At 72.2% G+C, this 21,635-nt stretch carries 15 protein-coding genes; 6 read left to right on the top strand and 9 right to left on the bottom strand.

All coding sequences use genetic code 11. The features are described 5' to 3' along the window. Positions 1–21: 21 nt before the first annotated feature. The 5 genes from LNW73_RS20075 to LNW73_RS20095 all read right to left on the bottom strand — a co-directional run bounded on the left by LNW73_RS20075 (position 22) and on the right by LNW73_RS20095 (position 7,735). Complete coding sequence (locus LNW73_RS20075; protein ID WP_250990853.1) at positions 22–1,767, bottom strand: LCP family protein; 1,746 nt, start codon at positions 1,765–1,767, stop codon at positions 22–24. A gap of 5 nt (positions 1,768–1,772) precedes the next feature. Beyond that, on the bottom strand, positions 1,773–3,509 hold the full coding sequence (locus LNW73_RS20080; RefSeq protein WP_308407693.1) for an LCP family protein: 1,737 nt from the start codon (positions 3,507–3,509) through the stop codon (positions 1,773–1,775). A 92-nt stretch (positions 3,510–3,601) separates the two neighbouring features. Next, on the bottom strand, positions 3,602–5,275 hold the full coding sequence (locus LNW73_RS20085; protein ID WP_250990855.1) for an LCP family protein: 1,674 nt from the start codon (positions 5,273–5,275) through the stop codon (positions 3,602–3,604). Positions 5,276–5,494: 219 nt separating this feature from the next. Then, positions 5,495–6,802, bottom strand: coding sequence for an LCP family protein (locus LNW73_RS20090; RefSeq protein ID WP_308401958.1), 1,308 nt, complete (start codon positions 6,800–6,802; stop codon positions 5,495–5,497). A 177-nt stretch (positions 6,803–6,979) separates the two neighbouring features. Beyond that, positions 6,980–7,735: a TIGR03089 family protein gene (locus LNW73_RS20095; RefSeq protein ID WP_250990856.1), complete on the bottom strand. Its 756-nt coding sequence runs from the start codon at positions 7,733–7,735 to the stop codon at positions 6,980–6,982. 128 nt (positions 7,736–7,863) lie between these two features. On the opposite strand from LNW73_RS20095, the gene LNW73_RS20100 reads away from it, so the two are divergent. From LNW73_RS20100 to LNW73_RS20110, 3 genes are all read left to right on the top strand, one after another. Further along, positions 7,864–9,246, top strand: coding sequence for an N-acetylmuramoyl-L-alanine amidase (locus LNW73_RS20100; protein WP_250990857.1), 1,383 nt, complete (start codon positions 7,864–7,866; stop codon positions 9,244–9,246). A gap of 189 nt (positions 9,247–9,435) precedes the next feature. Further along, positions 9,436–10,518, top strand: a complete 1,083-nt coding sequence (locus LNW73_RS20105; RefSeq protein ID WP_250976157.1) for a sugar phosphate nucleotidyltransferase — start codon at positions 9,436–9,438, stop codon at positions 10,516–10,518. Between the two features lie 81 nt (positions 10,519–10,599). Next, positions 10,600–11,523 carry a DNA-3-methyladenine glycosylase family protein gene (locus LNW73_RS20110; RefSeq protein ID WP_250990858.1) on the top strand — a complete coding sequence of 308 codons (924 nt, stop codon included), beginning with the start codon at positions 10,600–10,602 and terminating at the stop codon, positions 11,521–11,523. Between the two features lie 202 nt (positions 11,524–11,725). On the opposite strand, the gene LNW73_RS20115 is transcribed toward LNW73_RS20110, so the two are convergent. Genes LNW73_RS20115 through LNW73_RS20125 form a run of 3 tightly spaced genes read right to left on the bottom strand, consistent with a single transcriptional unit; the run spans position 11,726 to position 14,554 of the window. Next, positions 11,726–13,054, bottom strand: coding sequence for a coenzyme F420-0:L-glutamate ligase (locus tag LNW73_RS20115; protein ID WP_250990859.1), 1,329 nt, complete (start codon positions 13,052–13,054; stop codon positions 11,726–11,728). Then, on the bottom strand, positions 13,051–14,007 hold the full coding sequence (gene cofD, locus LNW73_RS20120; RefSeq protein ID WP_250990860.1) for a 2-phospho-L-lactate transferase: 957 nt from the start codon (positions 14,005–14,007) through the stop codon (positions 13,051–13,053). Before cofD ends, LNW73_RS20115 begins: the two co-directional genes overlap by 4 nt. A 25-nt stretch (positions 14,008–14,032) precedes the next feature. After that, complete coding sequence (locus LNW73_RS20125) at positions 14,033–14,554, bottom strand: cysteine dioxygenase (protein ID WP_250976153.1); 522 nt, start codon at positions 14,552–14,554, stop codon at positions 14,033–14,035. A 669-nt stretch (positions 14,555–15,223) separates the two neighbouring features. Between LNW73_RS20125 and LNW73_RS20130 the strand changes: the two genes are divergently transcribed. From LNW73_RS20130 to LNW73_RS20140, 3 genes are all read left to right on the top strand, one after another. Then, positions 15,224–15,487: a WhiB family transcriptional regulator gene (locus tag LNW73_RS20130; protein WP_093737255.1), complete on the top strand. Its 264-nt coding sequence runs from the start codon at positions 15,224–15,226 to the stop codon at positions 15,485–15,487. 233 nt (positions 15,488–15,720) lie between these two features. Further along, positions 15,721–19,458 (top strand): glycosyltransferase, encoded by a 3,738-nt coding sequence (locus tag LNW73_RS20135; protein WP_250990861.1) that lies wholly within the window; start codon positions 15,721–15,723, stop codon positions 19,456–19,458. 128 nt (positions 19,459–19,586) lie between these two features. Next, a complete protein-coding gene (locus LNW73_RS20140) occupies positions 19,587–21,059 on the top strand; it encodes a DUF5719 family protein (protein ID WP_250990862.1) in 1,473 nt (490 codons plus the stop codon). A 108-nt stretch (positions 21,060–21,167) separates the two neighbouring features. Here the strand turns inward: LNW73_RS20140 and LNW73_RS20145 are convergent, their stop codons facing one another. Continuing rightward, the gene (locus tag LNW73_RS20145) at positions 21,168–21,629 is read right to left on the bottom strand and encodes a metallopeptidase family protein (protein WP_250976150.1); all 462 of its coding nucleotides are present in this window, start codon (positions 21,627–21,629) and stop codon (positions 21,168–21,170) included. Positions 21,630–21,635: the final 6 nt, after the last annotated feature.

Consider the following 21,635-nt stretch of genomic DNA (forward strand, 5'->3'; position numbering starts at 1 on the left):
GGCGCCATGTCCGGGGGTCCGCTACCAGACGTAGTGGGCGCCCGGGTACGTGTTCACCTTCATGCACGCCGAGGTGTCGGCGCCGTTGAGCGCGGACGAGGTGGACGGCGCCTTGTCCGGGGCTCCGGAGCCCGAACCGCCCGCGGTCTTCGGGTACGTGGTGCCCGTACGCCAGTCGGAGCCGATGACCACCGTCACCTTGGTCACGCTCTTGGAGCTCCGTACCGCGCTGTCCGGCAGCCCCAGTGCCTTGGCCACCGCCTGTGCGTCGCCCTTCAGGGTGGCGCTCGGGTAGCTGACCGTGGTGTCGGCCTGCGGCTGCGGGGTGGTGTCGGGGGCGGCCCGGGTGAAGCCGAGGGTGCTGAGCCGGCCGACGATGGTCTTGGCACGGCCGCTGACCGCCGCCTGTGACGCGGTGGCGGTGCCGTTCCGCACCGAGACGTCGATCTCGCCCTTCGGCGCCGCCGGGTCGGCGGGCGAGGCGGTCGCGGTGGCGGCTGCCCCGGGCGTCGGCGCCTTGGCCTTGCCGTCGACCGGGTTGTCCGCGCGCACCAGCGCGAAGAGCTTGTCGGCGTCACCCGGCTTCGGGATGACGTGCGCCTTGTTCTTGGGGTCCCAGTCCCACGGCATGGTGGTCATGGTGATCCGGTCGGCGGGCACCTTCTTCAGCTCGTTGCCCAGGTCGTACAGCTTCTTGACGGTGCCGAGGCCGGTGTCGACGGTGACCGACTTGGTCGCCGCCTCGGCGAGGCCGGTGAGCTGTCCGGGGTCGGTGAGCTTCGCGCCCTTCTTGAGCTCGCGGATCATCGAGTTCATGTACAGGTGCTGCGCGTGCGTACGGCCGAGGTCGGTGCCGTCCTCGAAGCCGTGCCGGGTGCGCAGCCACTGCAGGGCCTGCTCGTCCTTGATGGTCGAGGTGCCGGCCTTGAGCTTCAGCCCGGACTGCTTGTCGTAGATGTTCTTGTCCACGCAGACCGGGACGCCGCCGATGGCGTCGGCCATCTTCACCACTCCGGCGAAGTCGACCATCATGAAGTGGTCGATGGAGATGCCGGTCATCTGCTCCCACGTGGCGACCGTGCAGCCGGGACCGCCGTGCGTGAGGCTGGCGTTGATGATGTCCTCGGACTTCTGGTAGACCGTGCCGTCGTGCGGGTCGGTGCACTTGGGGATGGCCACCCGGGTGTCGCGCGGGATGCTGATGACCGTCATGTTGCTGCGGTCGGCCGACAGGTGCAGCAGCATCTGGACGTCGGCACGGGGCTTCTCGCCCCGGGTGTCCGCGGCGCCGCCCAGCTTGACGTTCTCGTCGGAGTTCCGGCTGTCGGAGCCCATCAGCAGGATGTTGAGCGGCGTCTCGCCCTCGGCGTTGGCCTGCGGCTTGGAGAGCTTCGCGTCGCTGAGGTTGAGCTCGTCCTTCTTGATGTTCGCGTTGAGGTGCTCGTAGTACGCCCAGCCCGCGCCGGCCGTGCCGAGCACCGCCACCGCGGTGCCGATCCCGATCCAGCGCAGGGCCCGGCGCCGGCCGCTCCGCGGCGCCTTGCGGGACCGGGAGCCACCCCGGCGGTGCCCGCTGCCCGCTGCCTGCCGAGACGTTTCTGCGGACGGCGAGCCAGGAGTCCGCGACGTGTCGTCCGCGTACGGATCCGCGCCGGCCCCGCCGGCGTCCGACCGGTACAGACTGTCGTCCCAGCCCAGTTCGGAGGGGCTGTTCTGCGCGGGAACGTCGCTCCGCGTCGCCGCGCCTCTGGTTCGCCGATGCTCCACGTCCTCTACTTCCACTGGTAGGGCTTGTAGACGTCCATGCAGCCCTTGTCGGTGCCGTTCAGCGCGTCCGCGTTGGTCGGGACGGAGCCGGCGCCCGGAGCCGTCTTGCCGTAGTCGGTGCCCGTGGTCCAGTCCGCACCGACGATGACGACGACGCCCGTCACATCGGCGGAGGCCTTCACCGCGGCGGCCGGGATCTTCAGGGCGGCGGCGACGGACAGCGCGTCGGCCCTGCCCTGCTCACCGGCGCTCGTCGGGTAGTTGACGACCGTGCCCTTGCTGGGGTTCGCGGACTGACTGGCCTTCGCCTTCGTGAAGCCGCCCGTGACCAGTGCCTTGGAGACGCTGGACGCGCGGTTCCCGACGGCCGAGCCGTTCTTGTCGCCCGCGGTGCCGTTCACGACGCTGACCGCGATGGTGGCCGGGGCCGCGGCGGCCGGGCCCGACTTGGTCGGAGCCGGCTTCGGGGTGTTCGCGGCGGTGCCGTTGGCGTCCATGGCGACGTCGTTGCGCAGCAGCGTCCAGATCTTCGCCGCGTCCGCCTTGGCCGGGACGTAGTGGGCGTCGGGGTTCAGCGGGTCGGCGAGGTGCGGCATCGTCAGCATCGTCATCCGGTTGGCCGGCACGCTCTTGAGCTCCATGCCGAGGTCGTAGAGCTTCTTCGGCGTGCCGATCTCCTTCGAGACCCGGAACGCCTCCATCGCCTTCGTCGCCAGGTTGTTGAGGCGGGCCGGGTTGGTGAACAGGCTCTGGCTCTGCAGATTGCGCATCATCGAGTTGAGGTACATGTGCTGCGCCTTGGCGCGGCCCGCGTCGTCACCGAAGGCGTGCCTGGTGCGCAGCCACTGCAGCGCCTGCTGGCCCTTGACCGGCCAGGTGCCGGCCTTCATCTTCAGACCGGAGCCGCCCTTCTGGGCCGGGGTCGGATGGTCCCAGATGTTCTGCTTGACGCAGACCTCGACATTGCCGACGGCGTCGGCCATCTTCACCACGCCGGCGAAGTCGACGGTCATCCAGTGGTCGATGTAGACGCCGGTCAGGTTCTGGATCGCCGCGCGCGTGCAGCCGGCGCCACCGCGGCCCAGCGACTCGTTGATGATGTCGTTCTCGGTCGCCTTGAACACCTTGCCGGTGGTGGTGTCCGTGCACTCCGGGATGGGCATCCGGGTGTCGCGGGGAATGCTGACCACCGACATGTTGCTGCGGTCGGCCGATATGTGGAGCAGCATGATGACGTCGGCGCGGGGCGGTTCGCCCGCCGTGTCGCGGGCGCCGCCCAGATCCTTGTTGGCCTCGGAGTCGCGGGCGTCGGAGCCGAGCACCAGGACGTTCAGCGGGGTGTCGCCGTTCGCGTTCGCCTTGGACGGCGCCACATCGCTCTTGCCGTTGTTCAGGTCACCGGTGCGGATCTTTCCGGCGAGGTACTCGTAGTACGCGTAGCCCGCGCCGGCGCCGGCGAGGATGAGCAGCGAGAGCGTGCCCGCCACCCAGCGGAATATCCTGCTCTTCCGGCTGCGCGGCTGCCGCCGGCCACCGGCGCGGCGGTGTCCGCCGCCCCCGCCGGTACCGCCGTTCCGCTGCCCGGGTACCGCGGCCGTGCCGGCGCCGACCAGCGAGGGGTCGGTGACGGCGCCCGTGACGGTGCCCGCGCCGGGGCTCGGATGGGAGCCCGTACGCGAGGCGGTGCCGTCACCGGATCCGTCCCGGCCCTGGCCCCCGCCCTGGTCCCGGTCCTGGTACAAGCTCTCGTCCCAGCCGGGATCTCCCGGCCCTCGGGCGTCTCGCGCCCCACCGCCCCGTACACCGCTGTCCCGCATGGCCCCCCCTGGATACGTCATTTCGCGCAGACGCTCTTGTCGTCCGCCACGACCTTCTGAATTCCCTCCGGCGCCGAAGTCGGCGCGGCTATCGGTGTTCCCGCTCCCTTGAAGTCCTTGCCAAGGGTGAGCGTCATGTTGGCCTTGGCCGCCGCGTCGGCGGTCCCCGGCTGCAGCGCGGACGCCGGCAGCCCCATCATCGCGGCCAGGGCGCGCGCCTGGTCGGCCTGGTTCGGCGCGTAGACGAGCGTGGTCGTCGCCACCGTTCCGGCCGGGGCGTTGCCGCCGTTGGTGGAGCGGTTGACGGCCTTGTTGTTCTGCAGCCAGTTGATGGTGTCCTGCGCGGCCCCGGTCACGCCACTGCCGTTGAACACCTTGACGCGAACCTGTGACGCGGGGGCCTTGGAGCCGGACAGTCTGTCCGGGGCCTTGGAGGCGTCCGGGGTGCCCGGCTTCTTCGCCACCTCGGTCAGCGAGATGTCGCTCTTCACCATCGAGAAGACCTGCTGGGCCTTGGTCGGGTCGAGGATGACCGTCTTGTGGACCTTGCCGTCCGCCGGGTTGTCGATGACCGGGACGGTGGCGAAGGTGATGTTCTTGGTGTCGACCGCGCTGAGGTCCTTCGCCAGGTCGGACAGCTTCGAGATGCTGCCGATGGCACTGTCGACGGTGAGCGCCTTGGTGGCCGCGTTCGCCAGCTTCCACAGCTTGCTGGGGCTGGTGAGGGTGTCACCGGACTTCATCTGGCGGATCATCGAGCCCAGGAACTGCTGCTGAAGCTTGATGCGGTCCAGGTCGCCGCCGAAGCCGACCGCGTGCCGGGTCCGTACGAAGGCCAGCGCCTCTTCGCCCGCGACCTTGTGGTGGCCCTTGCCGAGGTCGAGGTGCGAGTCGGGGTCCTTGATCGGCTTGGCCAGGCAGATGTCGACGCCGCCGACGGCGGTCGACAGGTCCTTGACCGCGGTGAAGTTGGCCATCATGAAGTGGTCCACGCTCACCCCGGTCAGCGCCTTCACCGCGCGCATCGTGCACCCGGGGTCGCGGCCCGCCTGGCCGAGGCTGGTGTTGAAGCGGACGTTCTTCTCACCGGGGACGGTCTTCGTCGAGCCGTCCTTCTGTTTCGTCGGGCAGTCCGGAATGTTGGTGATCAGGTCGCGCGGAATGCTCAACGCGGTCGCGTTCGTGCGGTCCTTGGAGACATGGAACAGGATCGTGGTGTCGGCATGGCCGACGCTGCCCACGTCGCCGTACTGCTTGCCGAGCCCCTCACGGCTGTCGGTGCCGATCACGAGGATGTTCACCGGACCGTCGGCGGTGACGTCCTTGTTGCCCGCGTCGCCGACGTCGACGGTGGTGATGTTGTTGTTGAAGTGCTGGTAGACCAGATAGCCGCCGATGGAGCCGGCGACCAGCACGAAGCCGACCGTGGCCGCGGTCCAGACGAGGACCTTCTTCTTGCGGGACTTCCGGGGCTTGGCCTTGCGGCGGCTCGACCGGTTCGGTGCGTCCGAGGGGTTCGACGGGGCGCTGCGGGTGCCCTGCTGTTCGCGGCGCTCACGCCTGCCGCCCTGTGCGGACACGCTGGGTGACGGAGGCTGTTCGGGATCTATCCGCAGCACGTAGCTGCCCGTCTCCGGATCAAGGACCCACTGGTCTGCCGGGTCGATGTTCCTGTGGCCTTGCGTGTCCACGGTTGCTCGGGTCCTCCGTCGGTGCCACGCGGCGCCTGCCCCCTGGGCGCTCGATCTTCTGGTCTTCCGTGTGAATGCGGGCCGGTTGACCATCCTCCGGGTCCGGCCGGATCGCTCACACTAGCCCCACACTTCAGCGTCTAGTCACGTGCGTGACAAATTCCACTCCCCTACAACTGGACAAACCATCCAATCCAACCGGCCTGTTGGCCATACCTTTTATTGCGCTTTACCACAGATGTCTTGGTCGGCCGTCGTGCCCGGAAACGTCGGTTCGCCCCCGCTCGGCACCGGAGTCGCCTTCGTACCCCGCGACTTGCCGTCCTCCCCGCTGCCGGTGTCCGTCGGTTCGGCGACCGCCGTGGGGCCGGCGGTCGCTGGTGCGGTGGTCGCCGGCGCGGTGGGCTTCGGCGTTTCGGTCGTCCCCGAGACCCCGACCGGCTGGTCCGCGCGGAGCGTGGCGAAGAGCTGATTCGCCTCGGGCTGCATGAGTTCGTCCCGGTCGTTGTTGTTGATGTACGGCTGGCGCGGCGCGGTCAGGAAGCGCACCGCACTCGTCGGGGTGTTCTCCAGACTGCGGACGAGGTCGTACAGCTCGCCCAGCGAGTCCAGGCCCGGGTCCGCGGTCAGCGACGACGTCGCCGCCGAGAGCAGCGGGTACAGCTTGGTCGGGTTGAGCAGCACACCGTCGCTGCGGATCTTGTTCACCAGCGAGGCCAGGAAGTCCTGCTGGCGGTTCATCCGCTGGGTGTCGCTGCCGTCGCCGATGCTGTACCTGGCGCGCACATAGCCCAGCGCCTGCTCGCCGTAGAGCGTCTGCTTCCCGGCCGGGAGGTTCAGATGCGCCTCCGGGTCGCGGATCGCCTTCGGCACGCACACCTCCACTCCGTCCACCGCGTCGACCATCTTCTTGAAGCCGCTGAAGTCCACGATCAGATGGTGGTCGATGCGGATACCCGTCATCCGCTCGACGGTACGGATCGTGCAGGCCGCCCCGCCGAACTGGAACGCCCAGTTGAACTGGACGTACTTCTCCTGGGTCATGGTTCCGTTCGCCTGTGTGCAACTGGGCACATGGGCCATCAGGTCGCGCGGGATGCTGACCGCGGTGGCGCTGCTGCGGTCGGCGGACAGGTGCAGCAGGATCGTGGTGTCGGAGCGCTGGGTGCCGCTGTCCTTGCCGTACTCGGTGTTGCCGTTGCCGCGGTTGTCCGACCCGATGAGCAGGATGTTCTCGGCCGAGGTCGGACCGGGGGTGGGCCGTTCCGCCTGGATGCGCTCCAGCTCGTTGGCGGTCCTGAAGTCGGTCTTGATGTTTCCGTCGAGCTGCTTGTACAGGTACCAGGCGGTCCCGGTGCCCACGAGCAGCAGGAGGACGGTGGAGCCGCCGAGCACCCGCAGCCAGCGACGCCCCTTGCGCGCCGCGGGTGCGGCGGGCGGGGTGTCAGCGCCCTCGGCGCCGTCCCCGGCAGGCGACACGTCCTCCGGTTCCGGCGGCGGGGCGGGCGTGCCTCCTTGCGTGGTCACGTCTGCGCCCATCCCTCGGTGAGTCACTCGGTGCCGGACTCCTCAGGCGGTGAAGCCCGACCGGCACCCGTTCAGACAGCCGATTCCCGTTCATGGTTGCGTGACTTCGCTCTTCCCTTGGTCGGTGATCAACCCAGCATCCCCCAGGACGGCGCGGAGGGCCCGGGGGAGGGGTCGTCACTGGGCCGTGTGGGTGACGCGCTCGCTCTTCTCCCGTTGTGCCAGCTGGTCTGTGGGAAGCCGGTCGAGGTGCCGGCACAGGACGACCGAACCGTCCGCGGCCAGCGGTGCCAGCAGGCCGGCGGCCAGCCCGTCCCAGTCGTCGAAGGAGCGGCCGGAGAGCAGCCGGGATCCCGGGCCGAGGCCCAGCCCCGCGGCGCTCTCGCGGGCCCGGCCGACCACCTCGGCGGCCGTCAGCAGCGAGCCGTCCGGGAGCTGGAGCGCGGGTGCGTCCGGGCCGACCGGGGCGTACGGCGCGAAGCGGTCGCCCTGGCTGGGCACCTCGACGGCGTAGTCGGCGAAGCCGGCCGGCGGCTGCGGGAAGCGGCCGCCGAGCGGGCGCAGCGCGAGCGCGACCCGCTCGCCGTCGCAGGCCAGGGCGGCATCGAGCGTCTCCGGTCCGCTGACCACCAGGTCCGCGGCGGCCGGATCGCCGCCGGGGACGACGACCACTCCGGCGGAGAAACAGGCGAGCAGCCAGACCGCGGTCTGCCAGTGCGCGGGCAGCAGCAGCGCGAGCCGGTCACCGGGCTGCGCGCCGAGGTCGTCCTGGATCAGGTTGGCGGTCTTCGCCACCCAATTGCCGAACGTGGCCACGGAGAGTTCGACGCGTTCGCCGGTGGCGTCGTCGTAGAAGGTCACCAGCGGGCGGGCGGGCTCCGTCCGGAGGGCGTAATCCAGCAGGCCGGCGGGGGTGTTGGCGGTAGCGGTCACCCGGCTCAGGCTACCCGCCGCCGGGCCGGCGGCCCTCGCCCGGACGGGCGAGGGCGGAGGGTCGTTCCGGCGGACTGCCCGTCAGATCTCGACTGGACATACATGAGGCTTATGTAACGATCTGTCCTATGCGTGCATTCCTAGCCACCACCATCGGCGTCGCGTGCACGGCCGCGCTGGCGCTTCCGTTCGCCGTTCCCACGGGCGCCGCCGCACAGAGCGGGCGTTCCGCGCGGCCGGCCCACACGACGGCCTCCCACCTCCCGGGCGGCACCCGCAACCTTCCGCTGGTGCCGCTCACCGCCCCCACCGTCACCCATGGAACCGACCGTGCGCCCGGCGCCCCCGCCGAGCAGGGTCTGTCCGCCCGTCAGGTCGCCCCGTTCTCCCTGCTCGGCGTCACCTGGGACAACCCGGCGGCCGATCTCGATGCCGCCGTCCAGGTCCGCACCCGGGCGGCCGGCACCGGCACCTGGTCGGGCTGGCGGGACGTACAGGCGCACAACGACGACGCCCCCGACCCGGCCGGCCGGACCGGCCGCGGTGCCACCGCCCCGCTGTGGGTCGGGGCCTCTGACGGTGTCCAGGTCCGCGTCCAGCCGGCCGCCGGCGGTGACCGCGGCGCCGGCTCCGCCGCCAAGGCGGTGCCACTGCCCGGCGGGCTGCGGCTGGAGATGGTCGACCCGGGCGACGACGGCCCGGTCACCCCGGCCACCGCGCCGGGTGCCCCCGTCACCGATCCGAGCGCACCGGACACCACTCCCGCCACCACCCCGGTCACCACCCCCGCCACCACCCCGGTCCTGGACGACCGCGGTGTGGAGTCGGCTCCGGGCGCAGCTCCGGTCACCGAGCTCCCCGCGCTCACCAAGGCCGAGACCGAGGCCGCGGCGGGCGGCGCGTCCTACGTCGGCGCACGTCCCCGGATCGTCACCCGGGCCGGCTGGGGCGCCGACGAGGGGCTGCGTGAGGCGGGCTTCGTCTACACCAACACGGTGAAGGTGGTCTTCGTCCACCACACCGCCACCGGCAACGACTACACCTGCTCGGGGGCGCCCGCCCTCATCCGCAGCATCTACCGCTACCACGTGGAGAGCAGCGGCTGGCGGGACATCGGCTACAACTTCCTCGTCGACAAGTGCGGAAACATCTACGAGGGCCGCGCCGGCGGCGTCGCCAAGCCGGTCATGGGCGCTCACACCATGGGCTTCAACACCGACAGCGCGGGCGTCGCGGTGCTCGGCACGTTCACCTCCAGCTCGGCTCCCGCCGCGGCCGTGAAGGCGGTGTCGCAGCTGGCCGCCTGGAAGCTCGGGCTGCACGGCGGCAACCCGACCGGCACCACGCACCTCACGTCCGCCGGCGCCAACCTGTACACGAAGGGCACCAGCGTCAAGCTCAACGTCATCTCCGGGCACCGCGACGGCTTCGCCACCGAGTGCCCCGGCACCAAGCTCTACGGCCAACTCGGCACCGCCCGTAAGACGGCAGCCGATCTGCAGGGCCGCTGATCCTCCGTCCACCCCTCCCTTCCGCGGCCCCGGCGACCACTGCGTCCCGGGGCCGCGGAACTCGTGCGTCCAGGGGTCGTGGAGCGCCGGGTTCCGCGTGTCCGGCGGTGCGAGTGGTCAGCTCATCCGTTCATCTGCCTAAGATTGCCGCCCACCGGCCCGCCCACCAGGAAGCAGAGAAGAACCCAGGTGACTGAAGCGATCCTCTTGGTCGGCGGCAAGGGCACGAGACTGCGCCCGCTGACGGTGCACACGCCCAAGCCCATGGTCCCGGCGGCCGGTGTGCCGTTCCTGACCCACCAGCTCGCCCGCGCCCGCGCGGCCGGCGTCGAGCACATCGTGCTCGCCACGTCCTACCTCGCCGAGGTCTTCGAACCGCACTTCGGCGACGGCTCCGAGCTCGGCCTGCACCTGGAGTACGTCACCGAGGACGAGCCGCTCGGCACCGGCGGCGCCATCCGCAACGTCGCGTCCCGGCTCCGGTCCGCCCCCGGCGAGCCGGTCCTCATCTTCAACGGCGACATCCTCACCGGCCTCGACATCCGCGCCCTCGTCGACAACCACCGCACCACCGGCGCCGACGTCTCCCTGCACCTCACCAAGGTCGCGGACCCGCGCGCGTTCGGCCTCGTCCCCACCGACCCCTCCGGGCGCGTCACGGCCTTCCTCGAGAAGCCGCAGACCCCCGAGGAGATCGTCACGGACCAGATCAACGCGGGCGCGTACGTGTTCAACCGCTCGGTGATCGACAGCATCCCGGCGGGCCGGCCGGTCTCGGTCGAACGGGAGACGTTCCCCGGCCTCCTGGCGGCCGGCGCGCATCTGCAGGGCATGGTCGACTCCACGTACTGGCTCGACCTCGGCACCCCGCAGGCCTTCGTCCGCGGCTCCGCCGACCTCGTCCTCGGCCGCGCTCCGTCCCCGGCCGTCCCCGGCCGCCGGGGCGAGCGGCTCGTCCTGGAGGGCGCGGTCATCGGTGAGGGCACCAAGCTCACCGGCGGCACCTCCATCGGCGCCGGAGCCCGGATCGGCGCCGACGCCAGCATCGACGGCAGCCTCGTGCTGGACGGCGCCGTCGTCGAGGACGGCGCGGTCATCCGCGACTCCCTCATCGGCACCGGCGCCACCATCGGTGCCCGCACCGTGCTGGACGGCGCGGTCATCGGCGACGGCGCCACCGTCGGCGCGGACAACGAGCTGCTGCACGGCGCCCGCGTCTGGTGCTCCGCCCGGATCCCGGCGGCCTCGATCCGCTTCTCGTCCGACCAGTAGCTGCGTCCGACCAGTAACGGCCGTCCGACCAGTAGTGGCAGGCGGGCGGGCCTGTCCGAGGGGGCGGCTACGCTCGGTCGCGTGCGCACGAGCATCCGCAGCTGGACCCCCGAGGGCCGGCCCGACCTCCGCCTGACGCTGGGCCCGCTGGGCCGCGGCCCGGGCGATCCGGCGTTCCGGATGACGCCCGACGGCGCGATCTGGCGGGCGGCCCGCACTCCGCAGGGCCCCGGCACGCTGCGGATCACCGCGGCCGACGGCGTCGTACGGGCGCAGGCCTGGGGCGATGGGCGGGACTGGCTCCTGGAGGCGCTGCCCGGGCTGCTCGGCGCCGGCGACGACCCGACGCCGTTCACCCCGCGCCACCGCGTCGTGCACGAGGCGCACCGGCGGAACCCGGGCCTGCGGCTGACCAGGACCGGTCTCGTCCTCGAATCGCTGATCCCCGCGATCCTGGAACAGAAGGTCACCTCCGACGAGGCGTACCGCGCATGGCGGCTGCTCCTGCGCCGGCACGGCGAACCGGCCCCCGGCCCGGCCACCGGCGGCCCGGACGGCGGGATGTACGTCATGCCCGCCCCGCGCCAGTGGTCCCTCATCCCGTCCTGGGAGTGGCACCGGGCCGGGGTCGACAACAAGCGGTCCTCGACGATCCTGCGCGCGGTCCGGGTGGCCGCGCGGATGGAGGAGGCCGCCACGATGGACCTGGCGTCGGCCACCGCCCGGCTGACGGTGATCCCGGGCATCGGCCCCTGGACCGCCGCCGAGACGCTGCAGCGCAGCAACGGGGACCCGGACGCCCTGACCGTCGGCGACCTGCACCTGCCGAACATCATCGGCTTCGCCCTCACGGGAGCGTTGCGCACTGACGACGCCGCTATGTGCGCCCTGCTGGCCCCGTACGAGGGCCAGCGGCACCGGGCGGCGCGGCTGATCCTGCTCAGCGGCCGGGTGCCGCCTCGGCGTGCGCCGCGCTTTTCGCCGCGTGACATCAGCCGGATCTGAGCGGGCCGCGCCGTCGCGGGGTGGGGGAACCAACGGCGGCGAGGGGGACGGGATCGCAGGCGTAGGGGTCCGAAATGCTGCCGAGCGATTTGTGAGCCGCTGGGGGCACCCCCGGCCGAAGGTTGGGGGATCGTAAATAGTCGATTTCGGACTCCTGCGCCGGAGAGCCCGGCCCCCGCACCCACGACGCACCGACCACAACTCAGCGGACCGTGATGAACCCCTCCGCGGTCCGCTCCGGGCGAGCCGGAGGCGCAGCCGACGCGTGGCCGACGGCGACCGCGCCCATCGGGTCCCAGTCGGCCGGCAGTCCGAGGACGTCCCGGACGACGTCGCGGCAGAACATCGTCGAGGACACCCACGCGGAGCCGAGCTGCTCGCCCGCCAGGGCGACCAGCAGGTTCTGGACGGCGGCGCCGACCGCGACGACGAACATCTCGCGTTCCGCGCCCGCCCGCCGCGCGTCCGGATACGCGTGCGCGCCGTCGGCGACCAGGCAGGGAACGATCAGATAGGGCGCGCGCCGCAGCACGTCGCCGCGCCGCAGCCGGCGGGTGATGTTCTCCTCGGGGAAGCCGTCGGCCCGCAGGTCCGCCTCCCAGGCGTCCCGCATGGCGTCGAGCAGCCGCGTCCTGGACTCCGCGGATTCCAGGAGGACGAACCGCCAGGGCGTCGTGTGGTGCGGGGCCGGTGCGGTGACGGCCAGGGCGACGGCGCGGCGGACCGCGGACCCGTCCACCGGCTCCGTCGTGAAGTCCCGGACCGTGCGGCGGGCCGCGACCGCCTCGCGGACGGCCTCCGACGTGCCGAGCCGGAACATGTCCGTGCCCGCGTCCCGGACGAGGGCACGGGCGCCCGGTCCGTCGTCCGCCGTCACCAGGTGGCCGAGACCGCGAATGACGGCGACCGGCAGTCCGGCCGACTTGCCCTTGACGAGGTCCCCGGCGGCGGCGAGTTCGTCCCCGGTGGCGGTCACCGTCATGCTCAGGGCGTTGCCGTGCGAGTCGGTGCCGCCGCGCAGATCCTCCAGGACCCGCAGCCCGGCGGCGCCGATGGCGACGTCGGTGAGCCCCTCGCGCCACGGCCGTCCGAAGGTGTCGGTGACCACGACCGCGACCTCGACGCCGAGCGCCGCGCGCAGCCCCTCCCGGATCCCGCGGGCGGACGCGTCCGGGTCCTCGGGCAGCAGCAGTACGGTGCCGGGCGCGGTGTTGGAGGCGTCGACGCCGGCCGCGGCCATGACGAAGCCGTGCCGGGTCTCGACGATCCGGGTGGGTCCGCGCCGCGCGACCAGCCGCACCATCTCGGCGTCGATCGCGGCCTCGCGGTCGTCGGCGCGGATGATCCGGCCCTCGGCCTTGCTGACGATCTTCGACGTCACCAGCAGCACGTCGCCGTCGGCGAGCGCGGGATCCGCGGCGGCGATCAGTTTGGCGAGGTCGTCGCCGGGCTGCACCTCGGGAATCCCGGAGACGGCCAGCACCTGGAAGGACGGGGTGGCCGCGTCCGCCGGGAAGGACGGAGCCGTCACGTGCGGACCTCCTCCGCCAGCGCCAGCGCTTCGCGCGCCATGGCGGTGGTGGCTTCGAGGTCGGTCATCATCAGCGGCACGGCCCGGCAGCGGATGCCCGCGGACTCGATCCCCTCGACCGCCGCGGCGTCCACGGTGTCGACGAGCCAGCCGTCGAGCAGCCCGGAGCCGTAGTGGGCGGCGACCGCGGCGGCGGTGGTCTCGACCCCGACGGCCTCCAGGACCTTGTCCGCCATACCGCGCACCGGCGCGTCACCGACGATGGGCGACAGCCCGACGACCGGGACGCCCGCCTCGGCGATGGCCTCGCGGATGCCCGGCACGGCCAGGATGGTGCCGATGCTGACGACGGGGTTGGACGGCGGGAAGACGATGACGTCTGCTTCCGCGATGGCCTCCAGGACACCGGGGGCCGGCTTCGCCTGTTCCGCGCCGACCGGCACCACGGCGTGCGCCTCGACGGAGGCGTGCAGCCGCACCCAGTACTCCTGGAAGTGCACGGCCTTGCGCTCGCCGTCGACGTCCACGAGGACATGCGTCTCGACGCGGTCGTCCGACATGGGGATGAGCCGGACACCCGGCTGCCAGCGCTCGCACAGCGCCTCGGTGACGGCGCTGAGCGGATAGCCCGCGCCGATCATCTGGGTGCGCACGATGTGGGTCGCGAAGTCGCGGTCGCCGAGCCCGAACCACTCCGGTCCCACGCCGTACGCCGCGAGTTCGGCCTTGACGGTGAAGGTCTCGTCGGACCGGCCCCAGCCCTGTTCCTCGTGGATGCCGCCGCCGAGGGTGTACATCACGGTGTCGAGGTCGGGACAGACCTTGAGTCCGAACAGGTGGATGTCGTCACCGGTGTTGCCGATGACGGTGATCTCCGCATCCGGTGCCGCTGCTTTGAGGCCGCGCAGGAAACGGGCCCCCCCGATGCCTCCGGCCAATACCACGATTCGCATGGGGACAGTCTGTCAGCCCGGTCCGTCAGCCCCGCACGGACTCCTGCGCCGGCTCCTGCGCGGAGGGCGCGGTGCAGGCGGCGTAGGGGGTCATCGCGGTGAGGCCGGGGAAGTAGACGTGCAGGCTGACGGCCGGTTCCAGGGAGTCGTTGACGACCTCGTGGAGGTAGCCGGGCGCGAAGGCGCGCTGGCCGCCCGGCACCAGGGTGCGCCGGACCTCGGCCGAGCCGGCGGACAGCGCGCGCTCGGTCAGTTCGCCCTGGAGGACGGTGAGCACACCGGAGGAGCGGCCGTGGTCGTGCAGCCCGCTGCTCTGCCCGGGTACCCAGCTGAGCAGCCACACCTCGTAGCCGGGGCCGGTTTGCAGCCGGGCGTACCAGCGCGTGGTGGCGTCGTAGCGGACCAGCGGTGCCCAGCGGGCGCGGTCGGCCGCGATGGAACGGGCCAGGCCGGCGAACTCGGCGACGGTGCCGGGGTGCTGGGGCACCGGGGGCAGCAGGTGGGGGAGGGCGAGCGGATCGCCGGCGATCGAGACATCGCTGTACATGTGCGGAGGTTCCTTGCCGGAAGCTGCGGAGGGCGGCGGACGCGACACCGGGCGATCAGGAGAGAGCGCTCAGTGGTCCAGGAATCAGGACTCAGCGGCAACAACGGGAACGACGACAGCGGACCGGCACAGCGCGGTGGGACTCGCGACGGCGAGTCCGAACGGGCGCATGGGTCACTGCTGGCATGGGTATAGGAGACCGGTCTCTTCGACGGCTTGTCAACCTCTTGTCCGTTATGTCCGAAATCTTTCACCTGAACCGGTCGAGCGAGGTGGTGAAAGGTTTGTGCGGAGAGATGTGCGGATAGGTGGCGCAGCAACCGCACATGGGAGCGTCGTCCTTCTCGGCGCCGCCGCGACCCCGTGGCCGGATTGTGATCCACAACGCTTCATTCCGCGAGGCGGAACGTGGCCCGGCGCTGCGACGTCTGACGAGGTGTGGGCAGTGGATCACGGTGGATCAACTGGAGCAGGGTTGACAGATGCTGGCGTTTGGGATGATTTCCACACTTTCTGCCAACCCTTGGTTCAGCGGAGTGAATAACGGACCCAATAGCAGATCTCGGCTTGACTGGCCCGTATCGGCACACTTGTAATTTCACTCGTGTCGTTCAGCCGCTACTGGTAACGGCAACATCACGGGGAAGCAAAGACAGACGAGGGGCGCGCATGACCGAGCAGTTCCAGCTTCTGCTGGCCGAGGAGGCTGACGAGGAACTCGGGTGGCAGGAGCGCGCGCTCTGTGCGCAGACCGATCCCGAATCGTTCTTCCCCGAAAAGGGCGGATCCACTCGCGAGGCGAAAAAGGTCTGTCTCGCCTGTGAAGTCCGCTCCGACTGCCTCGACTACGCACTCGCCAACGACGAACGCTTCGGAATCTGGGGCGGACTGTCGGAACGCGAACGACGACGTCTCAAGAAGGGCGTGGTCTGAGACCCGTCCACCGCGCAGGGTCCGCACGGCCCGCCTCCCGGCCTCATCCGCCGGGAGGCGGGCCGTTGTTGTGTCCGGTGCCGGTGTCCCGCACCGGTGCGGCGGCGGTTATCCACAGGCGCCGGGAAGGGCCGGGGGCGTGAGCCGTTAGTGTGGGGGCCCGTCCGAGGCGCGCCGTCCACCCCAGTGGTCACAGCGTCCACCGCAGTCCAGCGAACCGGGGCCCGAACCGGATGTCCGTGAACAGCCAAGCGTCGGCCTTTTTCCCGGCCGCCCCAGAGTTGCCGCGCCATGTCGTCACCGCCGTGCTCGTCGCGCACGACGGCGCCCGCTGGCTGCCCAACGCGCTCTCGGGCCTCCTTGCCCAGGACCGTCCGGTCCAGGACGTCATCGCCGCCGACACCGGCAGCGCCGACGACTCCGCCCAGCTCCTCGCCGGCTCCCTCGGTGCCCAGCGGGTGCTCCACCTCGCCCGCCGCACCAGCTTCGGCGCCGCCGTGGACGAGGCGGCCCGCGCCGCCGGCCGGCTCACCGCCGAGCAGCTGCCCTATCTCCAGCGCGCCAGCGGATGGGACCCCGTCAGCCGCAGCTGGAACGACGACGCGTACGACGAGCCCGACCACCCGCACGGCGAGCCGGTCGAATGGCTCTGGCTGCTGCACGACGACTGCGAGCCGGAACCCGGCGCCCTCGCCGCCCTGCTGCGCACCGCCGACTCCTCGCCCTCCGCGGCGGTCATCGGCCCCAAGCTGCTCAGCTGGTACGACGCCCGGCAGCTGCTGGAGGTCGGGGTCAGCATCGCCCGCAGCGGCCGCCGCTGGACCGGGCTGGAACGCCGCGAGCAGGACCAGGGACAGCACGACCAGATCCGTCAGGTCCTCTCCGTGTCCAGCGCCGGCATGCTGGTCCGCCGGGACGTGTGGGACGAGCTGGGCGGCTTCGACCGCCATGTGCCGCTCATGCGGGACGACGTCGACTTCTGCTGGCGCGCCCAGGCCGCCGGCCACACCGTCCTGGTCGCCCCGGACGCCGTGATGCGGCATGCCGAGGCCGCCTCCCGTGAGCGCCGCCCGGTGGACTGCGCCGGCCGCTCCGCCGTCAACCCGCACCGCGTCGACAAGGCCGGTGCCGTCTACACACTGCTGGCCAACACCCGCGGTCCGCTGCTGCCCTACGTGATCCTGCGCATCGTCCTCGGCACCCTGCTGCGCACGCTCGCCTACCTCGTCGGCAAGGTGCCGGTACAGGCCGTCGACGAGATCGTCGGGCTGCTGCGCGTGCTGGTGCGCCCCGGCCGGGTGCTCGGCGCGCGCCGCCGCCGCGGCCAGGGCGCCGTCCCGCCGTCCGAACTGCGACCGCTCTTCCCGCCGCCGGGCGCGACCGTGCGGGCCACCGTCGACCAGGTCGTCAGCAACTTCTCCGGACGCTCGGAGGCCGCCGCCGCGGCCGCCGGCCGGCACGGCGGCGGCATCGAGTCCGGGCCCGGCGACGAGGACGGCGAGTACATCGAGGTCGAGCAGTTCGCCCGGCTCAAGCGCATCGCCCGCAAACCGGGACCGATGCTCTTCGCCGTGCTGCTGGTTGTCTCGCTGGCCGCCTGCCGCTCGCTGCTCGGCTCCGGATCGCTGCTCGGCGGCGCGCTGCTGCCCGCCGCCCCCGGCGCCTCCGACCTCTGGGCCTCGTACAGCGGCGCCTGGCACGCCCTGGGCACCGGCGGCACCCAGCCCGCCCCGCCCTACCTCGCGGTCCTGGCGCTCTTCTCGACCGTCCTGTTCGGCAGCACCGGGCTCACCCTGACCGTGCTGCTGGTCGCCTCCGTCCCACTGGCTGGCGTCACCGCGTACTTCGCGTCCCGGCCGCTGGTCGAGTCCCGCCTGCTGCGCGCCTGGGCCAGCGTCGCCTACGCGTTCCTGCCCGCCGCCACCGGTGCGCTGGCCGGCGGCCGGCTCGGCACCGCGGTCCTCGCGATCCTGCTGCCGCTCATGGCCCGCACCGCGATCGCCACCGCCGGACTGCAACTGACCGACGGCGCCATCGAGCGCGGCGCCCGGCCCAGCTGGCGCGCCACCTGGGCGCTCGCCCTGATGCTCACCTTCACGACCGCGTTCACCCCGCTGGTCTGGCCGGTCGCCCTGGTGCTGTGCGCGGGGGTGCTCGCGCTGCGCGTGGTGAGCGGCCGGCAGCGGCTGCTCGTTCCGCACCTGCTGCGCTTCGCCGCGCTGATCGTCACCCCGGTCGTGCTCCTCGCGCCTTGGTCGCTGTCGCTGCTCACGCATCCCGGACGTTTCCTGCACGAGGCGGGCCTGCCCTACGGCATCAAGGCCGCCTCGGCCGTCGACCTGCTGATGATCAGCCCCGGCGGGCCGAACGGCTCCGGCGGACTGCTGCTCATCGGCCTCGTCCTCGCCGCACTCGCCGCCCTGATGCGTTCAGAACGCCGGCTGGCGGTCCTCACCGCCTGGGCGGTCGCGCTGACCGGACTGCTCTTCGCCATCCTGGAGAACGGCAAGGCGTGGGCCGGCCCCGCCACCCTCGTCTACGGCCTCGCGCTGCTGTCGGCCGCCGCGATCGGCGCCGAGGGCGCCAAGGACCGCATCGCCGCCAAGGGCTTCGGCTGGCGGCAGCCCGTCGCCGCGCTGATCGCCCTGGCCGCCGCCGCGGCCCCGCTGCTGGCCGCCTTCACCTGGGTCTCGGACGGCGCCAACGGTCCGCTCAAGCGGCATGACCCGGTGCAGGTCCCCGCGTTCGTCGCGGAGGAGAGCAGCAGCAGCGACCAGGCCCGCACCCTGGTGCTCGACGGCAAGCCGACGGGCGTCTCGTACGTCCTGGTCCGTGGCGCCGGCGCGCGGCTGGGCGACGCGGAACTCGCCGCCGAGGCGGGCCGCGACAGCCGCCTGGACGACACGGTCGCCAACCTCGTGGCAGGCTCCGGCGCCGACCAGGCGACCCGCCTCACCGGCTACGCCGTCCGCTACGTCCTCGTACAGCCCGGCGCCCCGCGCGAGATGGGCCGGGTGCTCGACAGCACCCCGGGCCTGACGCGCGTCAGCCAGGCCGACGGCAGCGCCCTGTGGCGCGTCGACACCGCCGTCTCCCGGATGGCCATCGTCAGCAAGGACGCACCGCCGGTGCCCGTCCCGGCCTGGCGGGTCGAGGCGCACGCCAAGATCCCGGCCGGCGGCGCGGGGCGCGTCCTGCGCCTCGCCGACGCGGCCTCCGCCGGCTGGCAGGCGACCCTCGACGGCCGGCCGCTCAAGGCCACCAAGGTCGACGAGTGGGCGCAGGGCTTCGAACTGCCCGCGGACGGCGGCCGGCTCGACGTCACGTACCAGGACCCGGTCGCCCACACCGGCTGGCTGTGGGCGCAGGGCTTCCTCCTGCTCGTGGTGGTCGTCCTGGCGCTGCCGGGCCGCCGCCGGCAGATCGACGACGACCTGCCGGAGCAGGAAGCGGTCGCCGCGGACATGTCCGCCTCCGGGATCCCGGCGCAGGCGTCCGGCGAGGGCCGCCGCGCCCGCCGCCTCCAGGCCGCCGCGGACGCCGAGGCCGCCGCCGAGGCGGGCCCCGACGACGACGGGAGCGACCCGGACGGGACGGCCCCGGCCGCGGCGATCCCGGACCAGTACGACCCGTACGCGGCACCCGAACCGGTCGACCCGGGCGGCGACCCGTACGCCGCCGTCCCGCAACAGGATCCGTACGGTCAGCAGTGGGACGGCTACCAGTACGCCGCCCCCGCGGACCCCGCCGGCTACGACCAGAACAACGGCTACGACCAGCAGAACAACGGCTACGGCCAGCAGCAGAACCAGAACGGCGGCTACGACCAGAACAACGGCGGCTACGCCGACCCGTACACGTACGGCCAGCAGCCGCCGCCGGCCTACGACCCGTACCGGCAGGACGAGGACGGCAACGGGTACTACCCCGACGGCGACCAGCACCGCGACGGGGGCAGCCGGCAGCCCTGAGCACCGCGACCCGGCGGCACCGCAGAACCCGTCCGCCGGGTCCCCCACACCAGGTACGTCACGCACGTCACGCCGGCCGTGACCAGGCCGACCGGCCGGCCCCGGGCAACACCGCGAGGTGAAAGTCAGTGAACCGCAGCATCATCTCCCTGGCGGGAGCGACCGCAGCACTCGCCGCCCTCACCGGCGCGGCCGTGCTCACCGGAGCCGGCGACCCGGCCGCCGCGCCCGTGGGCTCCGCCGCCCGGCAGCCGGTGCAGCGGTCGGCGCTCGTCTGCCCGGCGCCGTCGGGCTCCGAGCTGGCGTCCACCACGTACACCTCGTTCACGCCCAAGGGCGCCCGGACGGGCAAGCAGGGCACCGCCCAGCTGCTGCCCGCCATCGGGGACGCGAGCGCCAAGGCCAAGCCGCTCGCCCCGCTCACCCAGCCGGGTGCGCCCGCCACCGCCAAGGTGGAGAAGGCCGACAGCCCGGCGCTGATCGGCACCGCCGAGGGCGGCCTGGCGCCCGGCTGGAGCGTTCAGCAGACCACCGTGGTCAGTGCGGGTCCCGGCCGCGCCGTGCTCGGCACGTCCTGCGTCGCCCCGGACAGTGAGTTCTGGTTCCCGGCCGCGAGCACCGCCGCCGACCGCCAGGACTTCCTGCACCTGGTGAACCCCGACGAGCTGGACGCCGTCGTCGACGTCGAACTGTTCGGCAAGGACGGCGCGCTGAAGGCCACGACCGGCGACGGCGTCTCCGTCCCGTCGCAGGGCAGCACGTCGATCCTGCTCTCCACCCTCGTCACGGAGAAGGTCCAGGACCTGACCGTGCACGTCACCGTCCGCAGCGGCCGGGTCGGCGCGGCCGTCCAGGCCGTGGACGGCAAGGCCGGCGCGGACTGGCTGCCCGCCGCCGCGGACCCGGCCGCCGGCCTGGTCTTCCCCGGCATCCCCGCCGACGCCACATCCGTGCGGCTCGTCGCGTACGCCACTGGCCAGGACGACGCGGACCTGAAGGTGCGGCTCGCCGCCCCGACCGGCTCGATCACCCCGGCCGGACACGAGACGCTGCACGTCAAGAGCGGTATGACGACCACGATCGAGCTCGGGGACGTCACCAAGGGCGAGGCCGGATCCCTGCTGCTGACCCCGAGCGACGCGCACGGGGCCGCGCCGATCGTCGCCGCCCTGCGCATCACCCGCGGCACCGGCGCCAAGCAGGAGACGGCCTTCCTGCCGGCCACCCCGAAGATCGACGAACGGGCCACCGTCGCCGACAACCGGATCAAGGCGTCGACGCTGTCCCTGGTCGCACCGGACAAGGAGGCGGTCGTGAAGGTCACCACCTCGGCGGCCACCGACGGCGGAGCACCGGTCAGCAAGAACGTCACCGTCAAGGCCGGCACCAGCCTGGCGATCGAGCCGCCCGAGCCCTCGTCGGGCAAGGGCGCCTTCGCGGTGACCGTCGAGCCGGTCTCCGGCGGACCGGTCTACGCCTCGCGCATGCTGTCGCTGCCGCTCAACGGCATCCCGATGTTCACCATCCAGCCGATGCCGGACGACCGGGGCACGGTCGTGGTCCCGAAGGTCCAGCCGGACCTGACGATCCTCGACGACTGACGGTCCCCGACCGCTGACGATTCCGGACCGCTGACGCTTCCCGGCCGCTGACGGTTCCCGGCAACCGGCGATCAGGGGCCGTCCGGCCGGGCGCGTGTCCGGCCGGGCTTATTCCTGCCCGTACTTGGGGTCCACGTTCTCCGGGGAGAGCCCCAGGAGCTCGGCCACCTGCTCGACGACGACCTCGTGCACGAGCATCGCCCGCTCGTCGTGGCTCTTGGCCCGGATCTCCACCGGGCGGCGGTAGACCACGATGCGGTTGGGGGCGTCCTTGCGGCCGCTGATCAGCCGGCCGAGCGGCACGCTGCCGTCGGCGGAGTCATCCGGCGTCGCCGGTTTCCCCGCGTCGGAGACGAGCGGCACCTCCTGCACGGCGAACTCGACGTCGGCCAGCTGCGGCCAGCGCCTCTCCAGCCGGTCGGCGGCGTCCCGTACGAGATCGTCGAAGGCGTCGGCGCGCGTGAGCGCGAGCGGCACCTGCGGGGGCGCGATGGGGCCGCGCATGCCGCGGCCATGGCGGTCGCGACGACGCGGACGGGGGTCTGAAGAGGGAGGTACGGGGCTGTCCATCGCCTT

The organism is Streptomyces sp. RKAG337, assembly GCF_023701715.1.
In the GTDB taxonomy this organism is placed as follows: Bacteria; Actinomycetota; Actinomycetes; order Streptomycetales; family Streptomycetaceae; genus Actinacidiphila.